The 14,610-nt window shown below is 70.2% G+C and carries 9 protein-coding genes; 4 read left to right on the forward strand and 5 right to left on the reverse strand.

The features are described from left to right. Positions 1-41 precede the first annotated feature (41 nt). Positions 42-497, reverse strand: a complete 456-nt coding sequence (gene bcp, locus MNY62_RS13580; protein ID WP_242344715.1) for a thioredoxin-dependent thiol peroxidase — start codon at positions 495-497, stop codon at positions 42-44. A 124-nt stretch (positions 498-621) separates the two neighbouring features. Here bcp and MNY62_RS13585 point away from each other — a divergent pair, with 124 nt between their 5' ends. The 3 genes from MNY62_RS13585 (at position 622) to tsf (ending at position 3,756) form a co-directional block, all read left to right on the forward strand. After that, entirely contained in the window at positions 622-1,635 is a 1,014-nt protein-coding gene (locus MNY62_RS13585; RefSeq protein WP_242344716.1) for a competence protein CoiA family protein, read from the forward strand. A gap of 422 nt (positions 1,636-2,057) precedes the next feature. Beyond that, the gene (gene rpsB, locus MNY62_RS13590; protein WP_242344746.1) at positions 2,058-3,011 is read left to right on the forward strand and encodes a 30S ribosomal protein S2; all 954 of its coding nucleotides are present in this window, start codon (positions 2,058-2,060) and stop codon (positions 3,009-3,011) included. Between the two features lie 85 nt (positions 3,012-3,096). Beyond that, a complete protein-coding gene (tsf, locus tag MNY62_RS13595; protein ID WP_242344717.1) occupies positions 3,097-3,756 on the forward strand; it encodes a translation elongation factor Ts in 660 nt (219 codons plus the stop codon). A 173-nt stretch (positions 3,757-3,929) separates the two neighbouring features. On the opposite strand, the gene MNY62_RS13600 is transcribed toward tsf, so the two are convergent. Both MNY62_RS13600 and MNY62_RS13605 read right to left on the reverse strand, forming a co-directional pair. Then, positions 3,930-5,567, reverse strand: coding sequence for a CAP domain-containing protein (locus MNY62_RS13600; RefSeq protein WP_242344718.1), 1,638 nt, complete (start codon positions 5,565-5,567; stop codon positions 3,930-3,932). Positions 5,568-5,654: 87 nt separating this feature from the next. Further along, a complete protein-coding gene (locus MNY62_RS13605) occupies positions 5,655-8,777 on the reverse strand; it encodes a TonB-dependent receptor (protein ID WP_242344719.1) in 3,123 nt (1,040 codons plus the stop codon). Positions 8,778-9,166: 389 nt separating this feature from the next. Between MNY62_RS13605 and MNY62_RS13610 the strand changes: the two genes are divergently transcribed. Continuing rightward, positions 9,167-9,904, forward strand: a complete 738-nt coding sequence (locus MNY62_RS13610) for an energy transducer TonB (RefSeq protein ID WP_242344720.1) — start codon at positions 9,167-9,169, stop codon at positions 9,902-9,904. A 144-nt stretch (positions 9,905-10,048) separates the two neighbouring features. On the opposite strand, the gene MNY62_RS13615 is transcribed toward MNY62_RS13610, so the two are convergent. After that, the gene (locus MNY62_RS13615; RefSeq protein ID WP_242344721.1) at positions 10,049-10,885 is read right to left on the reverse strand and encodes a hypothetical protein; all 837 of its coding nucleotides are present in this window, start codon (positions 10,883-10,885) and stop codon (positions 10,049-10,051) included. A gap of 22 nt (positions 10,886-10,907) precedes the next feature. After that, positions 10,908-14,231: a TonB-dependent receptor gene (locus MNY62_RS13620; RefSeq protein WP_242344722.1), complete on the reverse strand. Its 3,324-nt coding sequence runs from the start codon at positions 14,229-14,231 to the stop codon at positions 10,908-10,910. Between the last annotated feature and the right edge of the window lie 379 nt (positions 14,232-14,610).

Below are 14,610 nucleotides of genomic sequence, written 5' to 3' on the forward strand. Positions count from 1 at the left end.
CAGTCAAGGCCCGCCGGCGCGGGGCCGGCGGGCGCGCGACCTTACAGGCTCTCGAGCACCTCCGCCACGTGCCCCTCCACCTTCACCTTCGGGAAGACGTGCTCGACCTTGCCGTCGGGGCCGACGAGGACGGTCGTCCGCTCGGTCCCCATCGTCTTCTTCCCGTACATGTTCTTCTCCTTCCAGACGCCCCAGGCCTGCATCACCTCGGCGTCGGGATCGGAGAGGAGCGGGAACGGCAGGTCGTACTTCTCCTTGAACTTCTTCTGCGCGGCGGGCGTGTCCTTCGAGATCCCCACGACGGCCACCTTCTTCTTCTCGAACGCGTCGACTTCGTCACGGAAGTCGCAGGCCTCCCGCGTTCAACCGGGGGTGTCGGCCTTCGGGTAGAAGAACACGACGACGCGCTTCCCGGCGAAGTCGGAGAGCTTCACCTGGTTCCCCTCCTCGTCGGGCAGCGCGAACTGCGGGGCCTTCTTGCCCACCTCGAGCGCCATGGATCCTCCTCTGGCTCCGCCGGCGCGGGATCGAGGCCGGCCGGTCGGAGCGACCGCGTAGGCGTACCCGGGCCGGGGCGCGGGCGCAGGATCCCGGGCGGGGACGGCGCTACACTCCGCCCCGATGCGCCGCCGCTCGAAGCCCAGGCACGGCCCCGCCCCCGCGCCGCCCGGAGCCGCGCCCGCGCCCCCCCGCGCCCGCCCGGCCGCGCCGGGGACCGCGGACGACGTGCTCCTCGCCTGGGCGCGCGACCGGGACGGCAAGAAGGTCCACGCGCTCCGGCTCGACCCCGCCGACCGCCGCCGTCGCGCCCCCTTCACGTGCCTCGGCTGCGGCGACGAGCTCGTCCCGCACCTCGGCAAGGTCCGCCGGCCCCACTTCGCCCACCGGGCCGGCTCGGCCTGCCCGCTCACCGCGCCCGAGACCGCTCTCCACCTCGACGCCAAGGAGCGGCTCCTGGCGCTCTGCGAGGACGCGTTCGCCGGCCGCCGCCGCGTGACGCTCCTCGCGCGCTGCCCTTCCTGCCGGCGCGCCGCGCCGCGCGACCTCGCGCGCGAGGGCGATCGCGCCCTGACCGAGGGCGCCGTGGGCGCGCTCCGCGCGGACGTGCTCGTGCTCGCCGGGGAGCGCCCCGCGCTCGCCCTCGAGGTGGTGGTGACGCACGCGGTGGACGCGGAGAAGGAGGCGGCGCTCGCGGTCGCGGCCGTCCCGGCGGTCGAGATCGACGCCCGGGCAGAGTGGGAAGGAGAGGACGCGGAGGGGGTCGCCGTCGCCTGCCTCCGGAGCCTGGGGTTCCCGCCGTGCCCCGCCTGCGCGGCGGAGGCGCGGGCGGACGCGGATCGGGCGCTCGGCGGCGAGCGGGCCGAGATCGCCGAGCTCGAGGCGTACCGGGCGCGCGGCTTCTTCGGCGCCCGGCCGGCGCTGCCTTCCGTCACCCCGTCGGCGGCGGACGCACCGCTCTCCAGCGCTGATCGCGCGGCGCTCTCGGAGCGCTTCCGCTGCCCGGCGTGCGGGAGCGGCGAGCTCCGCTTCGGCGAGCGGATCGCGCGGCACCTCTGCCCCGATCGGACCGACCGGCCGGTCGCCTGGCGGGGCTACGACGGCACGGTCGTGGCGCTGTCCTGGTGGAGGCGCTGAGCTCCTTCACCCACGGACGCAAGGGGGTCGCGCCAAGCAGCCGAATCCGCAGGTGTTTTCGCCTCCGGTGCCCCCTCGTTTCCCGCGCCCGCTCGCCTTGCGACGGGGAGTCCGTTGTGTTAGAGGACGGTCCCCCGTGCGCCCTCGTGGCACGCGGTGGCGCGTCCTGCAGCGAAGGACGCGTGGCGCAGCAAATTCACACACCTCCCGCATCGGCGCGCTCCGGTGCTCCCGGCGACGGCGGTTTCTCGCCCGTCCCGTGGGTCAAAAGGCGCGTCTTCGTCCCGGCGAGGTGGCGGACACAAACCGGAGATCACATGGAAAACCAGCAGCAGCCGCAGCAGCAGGACCCGATCGCTCCCCCCACGCCGGCGCCCGAGGCGCCGGAGGCGGCCGCCGCCGCCCAGGCCGCGGAGCCCACGATGGCGAGCGCCCTCACGACGACGGGCACCGCCATCACGATGAAGCAGCTCCTCGAGGCGGGCGTCCACTTCGGCCACCAGACGAAGCGCTGGAACCCGAAGATGAAGCCGTACATCTTCGGCGCCCGCAACGGCATCTACATCATCGACCTCCAGAAGACCGTCGGCCTCGCCCGCGGCGCGCTCCGCTTCGTCTCGGACGCCACCGCGAAGGGCGGCATGGTCCTCTTCGTCGGCACGAAGAAGCAGGCGCAGGACGCCATCCGCGAGGAGGCCTCCCGCTCCGGCCAGTACCACGTCACGAACCGCTGGCTCGGCGGCACGCTCACGAACTTCAAGACCGTGAAGCAGGGCATCGACCGGCTGAAGACCATCGAGAAGATGGCGGCGGACGGCACCTACGAGCGGCTTCCCAAGAAGGAGGTCGCCCAGCTCGAGCGCGAGCGCGAGAAGCTCGAGAAGAACCTCGGCGGCATCAAGGAGATGAGCCGCCTGCCCGCCGCGATCTTCGTGATCGACACGAAGAAGGAGCACATCGCGGTGCACGAGGCGAACCGGCTCGGCATCCCGGTCGTCGCGGTCGTCGACACGAACTGCGACCCCGAGGGCATCGAGTACGTCATCCCGGGCAACGACGACGCCATCCGCTCGATCCGCCTCTTCACCGGCAAGGTCGCCGAGGCCTGCATCGAGGGCCGCGCCCGCTACTCCACCTGGGCCGCGCAGCACGGCGAGGAGCGGCGCCCGGGCGAGGAGGATCGCGACGCGTCGAGCGAGCGCGGGCAGAAGGATCGCCGCGACCGGCGCGACCGCCGGGGCGGTGGCCGTGATCGCGAGCGCCGCGAGCCGCGCGAGGACCGCGCCGCCGCGAGCGCGAACGTCGAGGTCGTCCGCAAGGGCGACGTGACGGCGCCGCCGGCGCAGCCCGCGCCGGGCGGCGACCAGAACCGGTAGCCCACGCCGATCCCGGAGCTTTCCGGGGGCGGGCCCGGCGGGTCCGCCCCCGATCCATTTTCAACGCACTCAAGGAGAACAACCCGTGGCCGAAGTGAACGCGAACATGGTGAAGGAGCTCCGGGAGAAGACCGGGGCCGGCATGATGGACTGCAAGAAGGCGCTCTCCGAGGCCGGCGGCGACTTCGCGAAGGCGGAGGAGGTTCTCCGCAAGAAGGGCCTCGCCGCCGCGGCCAAGAAGTCCTCCCGCGCCGCCACCGAGGGCCAGGTCGCGAGCTACATCCACATGGGCGGCAAGATCGGCGTCCTCGTGGAGGTGAACTGCGAGACCGACTTCGTCGCCCGCACCGATGGCTTCCAGTCGCTCGTTAAGGACATCGCGATGCAGATCGCCGCCGCGTCGCCGACCTGGGTCCGCCGCGAGGAGGTCCCCGCCGAGATCGTCGCGAAGGAGCTCGAGATCGCGAAGGCGCAGATGCGCGATCAGAAGAAGCCCGAGGCGATCCTCGAGAAGATCGCCCAGGGCAAGCTCGAGAAGTTCTACGAGCAGTTCTGCCTCCTCGATCAGCCGTTCGTGAAGGAGGACAAGAAGAAGATGTCCGAGGTCCTCACGGACGCGGTCGCGAAGATCGGCGAGAACATCCAGGTCCGCCGGTTCGCCCGCTTCGTGCTCGGCGAGGGGCTCGAGAAGAAGCAGGAGAACCTGGCCGAAGAGGTCGCCAAGGCGGCCGGGCTCCAGAAGTAGCGGCGTTCCACAATCCGGAGCACCGAGGCCCCAGTCCGCGCGAGCGGGCTGGGGTTTTCGCCTCCTCGGGGTCCGTCGCAAGGCCGCTGCGGCCGAAGCGCGGAACTCTCGGTCGGGCTCGGGCGGGCGGGCTCGGGCGGGCGCCGCGGGCGTCGGGCGCGCGTCCGGCGGCGCTACCGGCGGGTACCGACCATCACGACGACATAGGCGGCGTTGCGCCCCAGGACCGGGTGCATGCCCTGCGCGACGCCGACGCCCAGGAGCTGCCCCTGCGCGACGACGTTCGGGTCCTGGGCGAGCTCGAGCGGCTCCGCCTTGGCGCCCGTCAGCAGGTTCACGCGCCGGAACCGCTTGTTGAGCGCGGCGGTGATCTCTGCGGCGCGCTTCGGGGGGGCTCCTCCGGCCTCGGCGAGCCCAGTGGCGTAGTCCTGCGCGAGCCGCTCGAGCGCGGGGTCGCTCGAAAGCGGCGCCGCGCGCGCCTCGACGCGCTTCTTCGCGATGGCGGCGCGGAGCTCCGCCCGCAGCGCCTGCGGGTCCACGGGGGGCAGCTCCTTGATGAAGAGCTCGTTGACGACCACCACGGGGCGCCCGTCCGGCTCGGTCGCGCGGGCGAGGCCCACGGCCCCGGTCGTAAGCTCGGGGTTCATGTAGTTCGCGCGGTGCTCGGGGCTCTCCAGGAATCGCTCGTGGGCCTGTTCCGCGGAGGAGGCGAGCCCCGGATTCAGGAGCACGAGCGGCGAGGCGACCCCGAGCTGGCGCAGGCGCTCGGCGATGTCCACGGGCCTGGAGTCCGCGCCGATCCGCTGATCGCGCAGGCTCTCCGAGTACTCCCGTGCCACCTTGGCGATGCCGTCGTCCCAGCGCAGCGCCGAGAGCCCGGCCGTGGTCCGCTCCGCGTTGATGATGTCGAAGAGCTTTCGCTCCTGCGCCGCGACCTCGGCGGGCCAGCCCGGCGTCGGACCGACGGCGACGGCGGTAGGGAGCTCCGTGTTGCACGCGATCGGGATGGTCGCGACGGTCCGCTCGCCGCCCGCCCGCGGGTCCTGGGCGCGGATCTCGACCTGGACGCGACCGGGGTGCTCGCCGCAGCGGACGTCGGCCCGAAACTGCTTTCCGCGCGCCTGCTCCGGTCTCGAGACCTGACCGCGAACGTCGCTCGAGACGACCTTCGGATCCTGGAGCTCGCCGAGGAGACGGCCCGTGAGCGCCGCCTGCTCGCCCGGCCCGAGGCGCCGGGGCAAGGGATCGAGCTCGATGGCCACGTCCTGGAGGAGCAGCACGACGCGGGTCGAGTTCTTCTTCAGCCGGGTGGTGGCGACGCCGAAGCGCGTCTGCCTGGCGTTCGCAGCGAAGCTGGCCGCGGTCTCGTACATCCGCTGCGCGAGCACCTTCGTGTCCTCGCTCTCGATCGTGGCGATGTTGACCTGCTGTATGGGCGACGCCAGGCCGAAGTAGGACGACACGAACGTCACGACGCTCTCCGGCGGAGACTCGTCCTCGCCCCACCCCAGGAACGTGTCGGCGGCGGCGCACAGGCGGCCGTCTTCCCCGGGGGGTGGACGACCGCCGCGCCTGGCCGCGTCGCCGAGCTGGTCGGCGAGCAGCTTGATCGCCCCGCCGGCGGGGCACGACCGGCTCGGGTCGGGCCCGTAGTGCGTCGCGGCGTCGCGCGCCGGCCTGAACGTCCCGTCGCTGATGACGCCCGGTCGATGCCTGCTGGACTCGATGGCGGCGCAGGCGCTCGCGAGGAGAAGAGCACCCGCAGCCGTCGCGGCCACGATGCTGCGGCCGCTGAGGACGGTGCTGGCCATGCGCGCCTCCCTCGTTCTCGTCGCGGCGCGCCGCTGCGGAGACGGACGAGCGCCGGCGTTCCGGCGCCCGCCCGCCCCGCGGGCGCGCTAGATCCGGTGGCCGAGCCTCACGTAGAAGAAGCGGCCCATGAAGTCGTAGGTGCGCGGATCCGAGGGGAACGTCTCGATGTCGTAGGCGGTCGGCGGCTTCGTGTCGAAGACGTTCTGCACGCCGAACGCGAGGCTCGTCCTCCCGGCAGTGCTCGGCAGCACGTAGCTCACGAACGCGTCCCACGAGTTCCAGGCGGAGACCCTGCGGGAGTAGGTCGAGTCGAGGTAGCAGAGGCCGTCGTTGCCCGACGCACCCTCGGACGTCCCGCACTCCTTGACGGAGCTGACCCACCGCGTGCTGACGCCGGCGCCGAAGTTCTTCCGACCCCAGGCCACCCCCGCGTTGAGCTTGAACTCCGGCAGATATCCGACGGTGAAGTAGAGATCCGACGTCCCCTTCGCCTTGATCACCGTCCCGTCGGCGAGCGTCTTGTTGTGCTTCTGCAGCCAGCTGCCGTCCACGAGGAAGTTGAAGCGGCCGTACGTCGCCGTGGGGACGTCGTACCGGACCGCGGCGTCGATCCCGGCGGCGCTCTCACCGCCGATGTTCACCGCGAGGTCGTCGATGAAGTCGATCAGGCCGCCCGGCGTGCGGTGCACGAACTCGCAGAACTTCTGGGTCGGCTGGGAGTAGCAGCTCCGGATGATGACGTCGGCGCCGATGGTGCTGATCGAGTTGTCGATCTTGATGTTGAAGTAGTCCAGGGTCAGCGAGAGGTTCGGGACGTAGCGAGGCTGGAAGACCAGGCCGGCGGTGTAGATGTCGGCCGTCTCGGGCTTGAGGTTGGGATTGCCGCCGTTGCGGCTCTTCTGCTGCGTGCGGTCGTCCCCGTTGTTCGCGGCGTTGCCGCAGCGCGCGAGGAGCACCGGATCCGTGATCGGCGCGGGGTTGCCCGCGGGATCGAGCCCGTTGCAGGGGTCGGAGATCGTCGGGAAGTTGTCGGCGACGCCCTGGAAAAGCTCCAGGATGGAAGGCGCGCGGAAGCCCTGCGAGTAGGTCCCGCGGACGGTGATGTCCGAGAACGGGCTGTACCGGAGCCCGACCTTGTAGGTGTTGTCCGTCCCGAAGGTGCTGTAGTGGAAGACCCGCGTCGCCGCCGTCGCCTCGAGGTTCTCCGCGAACGGCAGGTTGCCGAGGAGCGGGGCCGAGAGCTCGACGTAGCCCTCGTTGACGGTGAAGCCGCCCTTCGTGAGCGCGAAGTTGTTGCCGCTGTTCTCGAATGCCCCGCTGATGGGGTTCGGCTCCGACGCGCCGAACTCCCGGCGGCCCTCGTAGCCGAGGGCGAGCGCGACGGGACGGTCCTCCACGATCCTGAAGATCTCTCCCGTCAGGGTGGCCTGGACGTCGAGGATCTGCCAGCGCGTCCGATCCGTGCCCAGGAAGCCCAGGCCCGCGACCTGATCCGGCGTGATCGAGCCGGCACCACCCAGCAGGTTGAGCGGCGTGCAGCCGGTGATCACGGTCTTGACGTCGCCGGGGGTGGTGACGCAGATCGGCTTGCCCGTCGCGGGATCGATCATGCTCGGCCCGATCGCGGCCGCGATCTTGGGCACCCGCAGGGTCCCATCCGTGGTGGAGATGCCGGCCGCGCGGCTGAAGTTGAGGTTCACGTCCCACGACCAGCCCTTCACCGGCCCGCCGAGGTCGGGCAGGGTCCCCTCGAGACCGCCGATCAGCTGCATCGTGTCGATGTCCTGGCGGAAGGAGCGGGGGCCGAACTCGACGAGGCGGCGGCGGACGTCACTGAGATCCACGCCGTACGGGTTGTAGAGGCTGTCCTTCGAGACGGACACGCCGTTGTTGACGGTGAAGAGCGGCTCGGGGGCGAGCTGCTGCCGGGACTGGCGGTTCACGTAGGACGCCTGGTAGTACGCGCGCGCAAAGTCGGCGAGCTTCCTGAAGCCGGTCGAGTAGAGCGAGATGCGCTCCTGCGGCGTGTAGAGGTAGTTGGCGGGGTTGAAGTTGTAGGGGTCCTTCTCCGCGTCGTACGGGCGGGCACCGCCGGGCATGCTCGGATCGACGAAGAGGTTCGTAGGTCCCGTGATCCCCTGGTTCTTGAGATCGCGGCAGGCCGCGGTGTTGCAGGTCGTCGGATCGAGCCTGAAGCGACCTGCCGGAATGGCGGAGCTGCCGCTGAACGTCTTCTCGCCGGTCTTGAAGTCGAGCGAGTAGATCTTGGTGCTGAACGTGCGATCGCCCGCGAACACCGGGCCCTGGTAGAAGTAGCCAGCGGCGAACAGGAGGCTGCCGCTGTCGCTGGTGGTCCCCGCCGTGGCGTTGATGTCGTAGGCCCTGCCGTCGCCGCGCGAGGAGGTGCCGCCGTAGGTGTTCGCCTCGATCCCGCTGAAGTCCTTGCGGGTGATGACGTTCACGACGCCCGCGATGGCGTCGGAGCCGTAGATCGCCGACGCCCCGTCCTTCAGCACCTCGATCCGCTCGATCGCGGCGATGGGGATGGCGTTCAGGTCGGTCGCCACGACCACGTCTCCGACGCCACCGCCGTTGAACAGGCCGGTGAACCTGTGCCCGTTCACGAGCACCAGCGTCCGGTTGCTGCCGAGGGTGCGGAGGCTGATCTGCGTCGAGCCGTCGCCGCCGTTGTTCACCTGGGCGTTGATCGCGCCGCCCTGCTCCGGGAGGCTCTGCAGGTATTCGCCGACCGACAGCTTCCCGCTCGCCTGCACCTGCTCGCGGCTGATCACCGTGACCGGCGCCGGCGTCGTGAGGTCCTTGCGACGAATGCGCGTCCCCGTGACGACGACCTCCTCCAGCTTCACGGCCGCGGGGACCACGGCGAGGGTCGCGCGGATGGTCGTGTCCGCGCGCACCGCGATGTCGGCGCGCTCGGCGGGCCTGTAGCCCTCGAGCTGCACCGCGAGGCGGTACTGGCCCGGCGGCAGCCCCTCGATGCGGAAGTTGCCACCACCGTCGGTGACGCCGGTCTTCTCCCCGGCCAACGCCGGGCTCGTCGCGACCACGAGGGCGCCGGCGACCGGCTTGCCTGTTGCACCGTCCGTGACGACTCCGATGATGACGCCGGTTTCTTGGGCGGACGCGACCCCCGCGAGCAACAGCGCGAGCGGCGCGATCCGCGAGAGGCGCAGGAACTTCGTCCTCATGGCTTCCTCCGGGAAGAGGCACGCAGCCACAGCCAGCCGGGCGATCGGTCGGCTGGAAATCTTCACGGTCGACCGGCCAGTCAGCGAGACCCGTCTTGACGCTGGGTGCGCAACGTGTCAAGCCACGGCGCGTCTAAGCGCCTATCGGATGCGCGGGTAACGGCATATTCAGGCGGGAGCCGCGCTTTCCGAAAACATTCGTCACCGCGGCCGGTTAGCTTCGTGGTTTGCGACCATTTGCAGCCCGGAGCGGCAAGCGTTTGAGTGCTCGCCTTTCCCCCCAACAAACCGGCTCACAATCGCGATGGGCGGGTCTCACGGCCGGCGCGCGTTGAAAGCTCGGAGCATGAGGTTAGACACTCTCGTCGTCACAACGAGGCAGGCCGGACGTGTTCGAGGAGATCACCAGGACGGAGCGCGGCAAGAACGCCGCTCGCCGTGCGAGCTACGTCCTCGGGTCGACGCTCTTCCAGTTCCTCGTCGTGGTCGCGGTCGTGGCCGCGTCGGCTGCCTTCAGAGCGGCGGTCGTCAGGGAACCCGTCGTCGAGGTGAAGTTCGTGCGCACGGCCCCTCCGCCTCCGCCCGCGCCCCCTGCCCCGCCCCCCGCCGCGCGCAGGCGCCCGCCGCAGCAGAAGCCGAGGACCGATCTCCCGAAGCCGCCGCCGCCGCAGGCCCTGATCCAGCCGAAGGAGGTCCAGCCGGAGATGAAGCCGCCCGATCCGAACGAGCCTCCCGAGCCGGAGTACGACTCCGACGACAGGGGGGAGGGCGTCGTCGGCGGCGTCGTCGGCGCACCACCCCCACAGCCGCCGCAGGTCCAGGACGCGCCGGCGTACGCCACGACGGGCTATCGCAGGCCGCAGACGAGCGTTCCCGGCTGCGTGCAGCGCACCCTGCACCTGCCCCCTGAGCTCCTCGACTCCATCGAGGGCGCCATCACGGTGAAGTTCGCCGTCGGAAAGGACGGCGTCCCGAGCCGGTTCGAGGTCGTGACGGGGGTGCACGACCAGCGCATCGTGAACGCGGTCTGGGGTGCCGTGCAATCCTGCAAGTGGATCCCCGGCGCGGACGCGCAAGGCAGGCCCGTGTCGATCTGGGTCGTGATGCCGGTCCGGTTCGCCTTCTAGACCGCCGGGCGCACCCGAGCCCGGTCCGCGCATGCGGGCCGGGGCTCTCTCGTGCGCGGGCTCGGCTCCGGCGGCGAACCTCGACGCAAAGAAAAGGGAGCCGGCGCGGTGGCCGGCTCCCCTCGAGGAACTGCGAACGGATTGCTACGGCGCCGTGAACGGCCCCTGCAGCTTGGTCTCCACCGTCCCGACGAGCGGGGCGACGAAGTACTCGCGGCCCGCGGCCGGGCTCGCATCCGTGTACGTCGTCGCCGTGATCGGCGTCGCCGTGAGGAGGACCGGCTTGGCGTCGGTCGAGTCCTTCTTGTACACGTTGTACGCGGTGGCGGTGCCGCAGCCCGCGGCCGCCCAGGTGAGCACGCCCGAGGCGACCGTCACGTCGACAGGACCGGCGTCCGGGTTCACGGTGAAGTTGATCTTCACCGGGACCGAGTTGCCCTGCTTGTCCTTGACGTTGCCCGTCAGCACGTACGTGGCCGCAGCGCTGCTGCTGGCGGTCAGGCCGCCCGTCGTGACCCAGCCCTCGCCCTCGACGCCCGTCGAGACGTCAGCTCCCGGGTAGATGACGACCGAGGAGCCCTCCGTCGCCGTCGGCGACGAGGGGTTGTAGCAGCTGAACCACGCCGCCGAGGCGTCGCCGCCGGTGCCCGGCGCGACGGAGAGCCAGCTGTTCGCCGGCACGCAGCTCGCCGGCGTCGACTGGATCGACGCGCCGTCGAGCAGCTTGTTGAACTTCACGTAGATCGCCACGGCATCGGCGACCGTCTCCTCCGCAGTCGTCCCAGCCGCGGGCGTGCAGGTCGACGGTGCGCTGACCGTGAACCCGGTCGTCGCGTCACCGGTCGCCTCGAAGGCCTCGCTGGCGTTCGTGACGAACACCGAGAGGATCTGCGGCTGCCCCTTGTTCTCGGCTGTGTACGGGTCGCACGCCGCGATCGCGGCGAGGGCGCCCAGCAAGCACAGGTTCCTGATGCTCTTCATGGTCGTGGTCTCCTGGCGCGGCCTAGAACGAGAGCGCGACGCCGAAGCGCAGCGAGAGCGGCGCCTGGAACGAGTTGACGCCCGGGGCGGCCTTGCCCCAGTTCGGGTTCACGTTGACCGGGCGGCCGTCGACCGTCTTGAGGTACTTGACGTCCGAGCAGTCGCTCTGGAGCTTCGCCACCGGGTTGCCGGCGCTGGCCGCGCTGGTGTCGCAGTTGATGCCGACGATCGGCTGGACGGCGTCGAACGTGTAGTTCTCGTCCGTCGCGCGGACCTCCTCGGTGTTGAAGACGTTGAAGACGTCCACCGAGAACTGGAGGGCGTACGGCGGCGTGATGACGTAGCTGAGCGAGCCCTTCAGGTCGACGTTGTGGAGGAACGGCGAGCGCCCCGCCATGCCGCGCGGGAGGATGAACGCCTGGCCATCGCCGTAGTCGCCGGCGCCGCCGTCGGCGCCGAGGGCGTTGACGGGGTTGCCCGACATGCCGGTGTACGCGGCACCCGCGGAGAGGTTGAAGCGCGGGCCGAAGTTGAACGTGTAGGAGCCGAACAGCTTCACCTGGTGCGGACGATCGCCGGGGAGGCGGCCGACCTTGTTGGCCATGAGGGAGGCGAGGTCGTACTCGGAGGTGATGCCCGGGTCGATCTGGCCGTCCTCCTCGCGGTACGGGCCGGCGAGGTTGCCGCGCAGGTACGAGTAGGTGTAGCTCGCGCTGCCCTGCCAGTTCTGGGAGAAGTTCTTCCGCACGAACACGGTCATCGCGTCGTACGAGCGCTCCGGCTTCGGGAACTTCACCTGGACCTCGCGGCCGGTCATGACGTCGAACGTCGTCACGTTGACCGGATCGTAGGTCGTCCCGTTGATGGTGAACGGCTTACCGGTGCCCGGGTTGCCGATGTAGTAGTTGACGCCGTCGTCCGAGGACATGTCCTCGATCGTGTCGCCCTGCCGGCGGCCCTGGTACTCGAGGCCGAGCGAGAGGTCGGAGAGGACCTCGTACTCGAGCTGCCCGCCGAACTGATCGACGTAGGTGGCGTTGAGGTTCGGGTCCACCGGCGTGAAGCCACCGGACTGGAACGCGTCCATCGGGGTGCCGTCCGCGGAGGCGCGCGTCTGGATGGCGCACTTGCCCAGGCCGACCGACGTCGCGTCGAACGCGCCGTAGTTACCGACCCCGGCCGTCGTCGCGTAGTTGCCGCAGGTGTTGGCCTGCAGGCGGTAGCGGAGGTTGTCCTCGAGGCCGAAGGCGCGGTCGCCCATGTCGAGCGGCATCATGTAGTAGAAGCGGCCCCAGCTACCGGCCACCTTGCCGCGGCCGTTCCCGGTGAAGTCCCAGATGGCCTGGACGCGGGGCGCCCAGTTGTTGCTGATCGTGAACCCGTTGTCCTGCGGGTTGTCCCGGTTGGACATGTTCTGCATCTCCCAGCGCAGACCGTAGTTCACGGTCAGGTTCGCGACCGGGAGCTGCCAGGAGTCCTGCAGGTACGCCGCGGTGGACGTCGTCTGCGAGTTCGTGTCGATGCTGTTGAACTGATCGATCCCGCTCGGGCCGATCGGGAGGGTGCCGGCCGGCGCGATCGTGCCGAAGACCGGGTCGGGCGTGCCGCCGTTCACGACGCCGTAGCCGCGGAACACCGAGAAGCGGTTCGACGACGGGCTCGCCCGGAAGTAGGCGCCGCCGCCGTAGCGCTTCGTGATGCCGTAGGTGGACCGCTCGACGTCGAGGCCGCCCTTCGTGGCGTGCGAGCCGAAGACGTCGAACAGGTAGGTCGCGTTGACGCGGCCGGCGAAGCGGTTCGCCGACGAGTCGTTGAGGAACCCGTTGCCGCCCGTGATGTAGCCGAACGCCGTGCACTGCGCGCGGGCGGCGGTGCCCGTGCCGCAGGCCGCGAGCGTGTCACCGGGCTGCTCGAAGCCGCTGACCCCGAGGTTCGTGTACCACTCGACGGCCGACGTGGACGCCTGGTAGCCGGTCGGATCGTCGACCGAGGTCGACCCGTGCCAGCCGCCGACCACCTCCATGATGAGGCGCTTGTCGAGGAACTTGCCGCCGTAACGGCCGATCACGTCGAAGATGTTGTCGGTGCTCTCCGTCGTGCGGCGGCTGTCGGCGCCGTTCATCGAGTAGCGCTTCTCGTGGGACGGCAGGCCGAAGGCGGAGAGCGTGAAGTTGTTGTTCTCGTCGAGCAGGTAGGTGAGCTTGCCGGTGAGCTGGTAGGTCGTCCGGCCCGTGTCGATGATCTTGCTCGTGCCGGCGATCGCGTTCTGCTCGTAGTTGCCCGCCGCGTCGATGCAGCGGCCGTAGCCCAGCGGGTCGGCGCCGGCGACGCAGCCCGAGGCGCCGGGGTCCGTCTCGAGCACGTTCGAGCGGAGGAAGCGCTCCGTCGTGCGCTTCGTCACGACCGGCGCGAAGCCCGCGTAGAACCAGAGCTTGTCCTTCTGGATGGGGCCGCCGAGCTCGAAGCCGAGGTCGAGGTCGTACGCGCCCTCGTCCGGCTTGAACCGCCACGCGACCGCCTCACCCGCGGCGCCCGCGGTGCGGCCCGTTGGCTGGAACATGAAGCGCGGGGTGAGGTTGCCGAACGCCGAGCCGTGGAACTCGTTCGAGCCGGACTTGGTCACCATGTTGAGCACGCCGCCCGTGGCGCGGCCGTACTCGGGCATGAAGCCGCCCGTCTTGACGTCGACTTCCTGGATGAAGTTCGTGATGAGCGTCGTCTGCGGGTTCTGCGCCGTCGGGTTGCCGCCGAACGTGCCGTAGACCGGGTCGGTCACGTTCATGCCGTCGAGGATGTAGGCATTCTCGGGCGACTGCGAGCCGGCGAAGCCGACGCCGTACAGGTCGCTCGAGGCCGTCGGCACCGTGGCCGAGACCGCCTCGACCGTGCGGCCGACGGGGATGCTCGCCACGAACTCGCGCGAGATGACCGCGCCGCTCTCCGCCGCGCCGATGTTCACGACCGGAGCGGCGCCCGTACGGACGACCTGCTCCTCCATCTGGACGGCCTCGGGGACCACCGCGAGATTTGCGCGGATCGTCTTGTCGAGGCGGACGGTGATGTCGGCGCGCTCGGCCGGCTTGTACCCGTCGAGCTGGACGGCGAGCTTGTAGTCGCCAGGGGGGAGCAGCGGGAGTCGGAACGAACCGTTGTTGTCGGTGACCGCCGTCTGCTCGCCCTGCAGCGCGGGGCTCGTGGCGATGATCACCGCACCCGCGACCGGCTTGCCGGTCGAGGCATCGGTGACGACGCCGAGGACGGTGCCTGTGGTCTGCGCGGATGCGATGCTCGCGAACAGCAGCGCGAGCGGCGCGATGCGCAGGAGGCGCAGCAACTTCTTCCTCATGACTTCCTCCAGGGAGAGAGCACTCAGCCGCAGCCAGGCGGGCAAACGCTCGTGTAGGCACAGCACGGGACACGGGCGATCGACCGACGGGTCAATGAACAGCCGTTCTAGACAGCCGCTGTGAGGAATGTCAAGACGCCACCGGCTGTTAGGAGTCGTTGTCGTTTACGCCCCGCCCGGGACGCAACACTCGGAGTTCACGCCGGTTTTTCGAAAGCGTCACAATGTCGCGGCCTTGACGCTTAGGCCTAGGAAGGCAGCACAGGAGAGACGCAGCGCGTCGTGGCGATCGCGTCCGATCGCGACCTCGGGGAAGGCTGCGTGTGGGCGGAATCCTGCGCTCGAGCGGTTCGCCAATGGTTGCGCGGCATGCGCACTA

This window comes from Anaeromyxobacter terrae (assembly GCF_022690685.1).
Classification (GTDB): domain Bacteria; phylum Myxococcota; class Myxococcia; order Myxococcales; family Anaeromyxobacteraceae; genus Anaeromyxobacter; species Anaeromyxobacter terrae.

Coding starts and splice junctions, on each gene's coding strand:
- MNY62_RS13585 (WP_242344716.1), top strand. CDS start 622: ATGCGCCGCCGCTCGAAGCCCAGGCACGGCCCCGCCCCCGCGCCGCCC.
- rpsB (WP_242344746.1), top strand. CDS start 2,058: ATGGCGAGCGCCCTCACGACGACGGGCACCGCCATCACGATGAAGCAG.
- MNY62_RS13600 (WP_242344718.1), bottom strand. CDS start 5,567: ATGGCCAGCACCGTCCTCAGCGGCCGCAGCATCGTGGCCGCGACGGCT.
- MNY62_RS13605 (WP_242344719.1), bottom strand. CDS start 8,777: ATGAGGACGAAGTTCCTGCGCCTCTCGCGGATCGCGCCGCTCGCGCTG.
- MNY62_RS13615 (WP_242344721.1), bottom strand. CDS start 10,885: ATGAAGAGCATCAGGAACCTGTGCTTGCTGGGCGCCCTCGCCGCGATC.
- MNY62_RS13620 (WP_242344722.1), bottom strand. CDS start 14,231: ATGAGGAAGAAGTTGCTGCGCCTCCTGCGCATCGCGCCGCTCGCGCTG.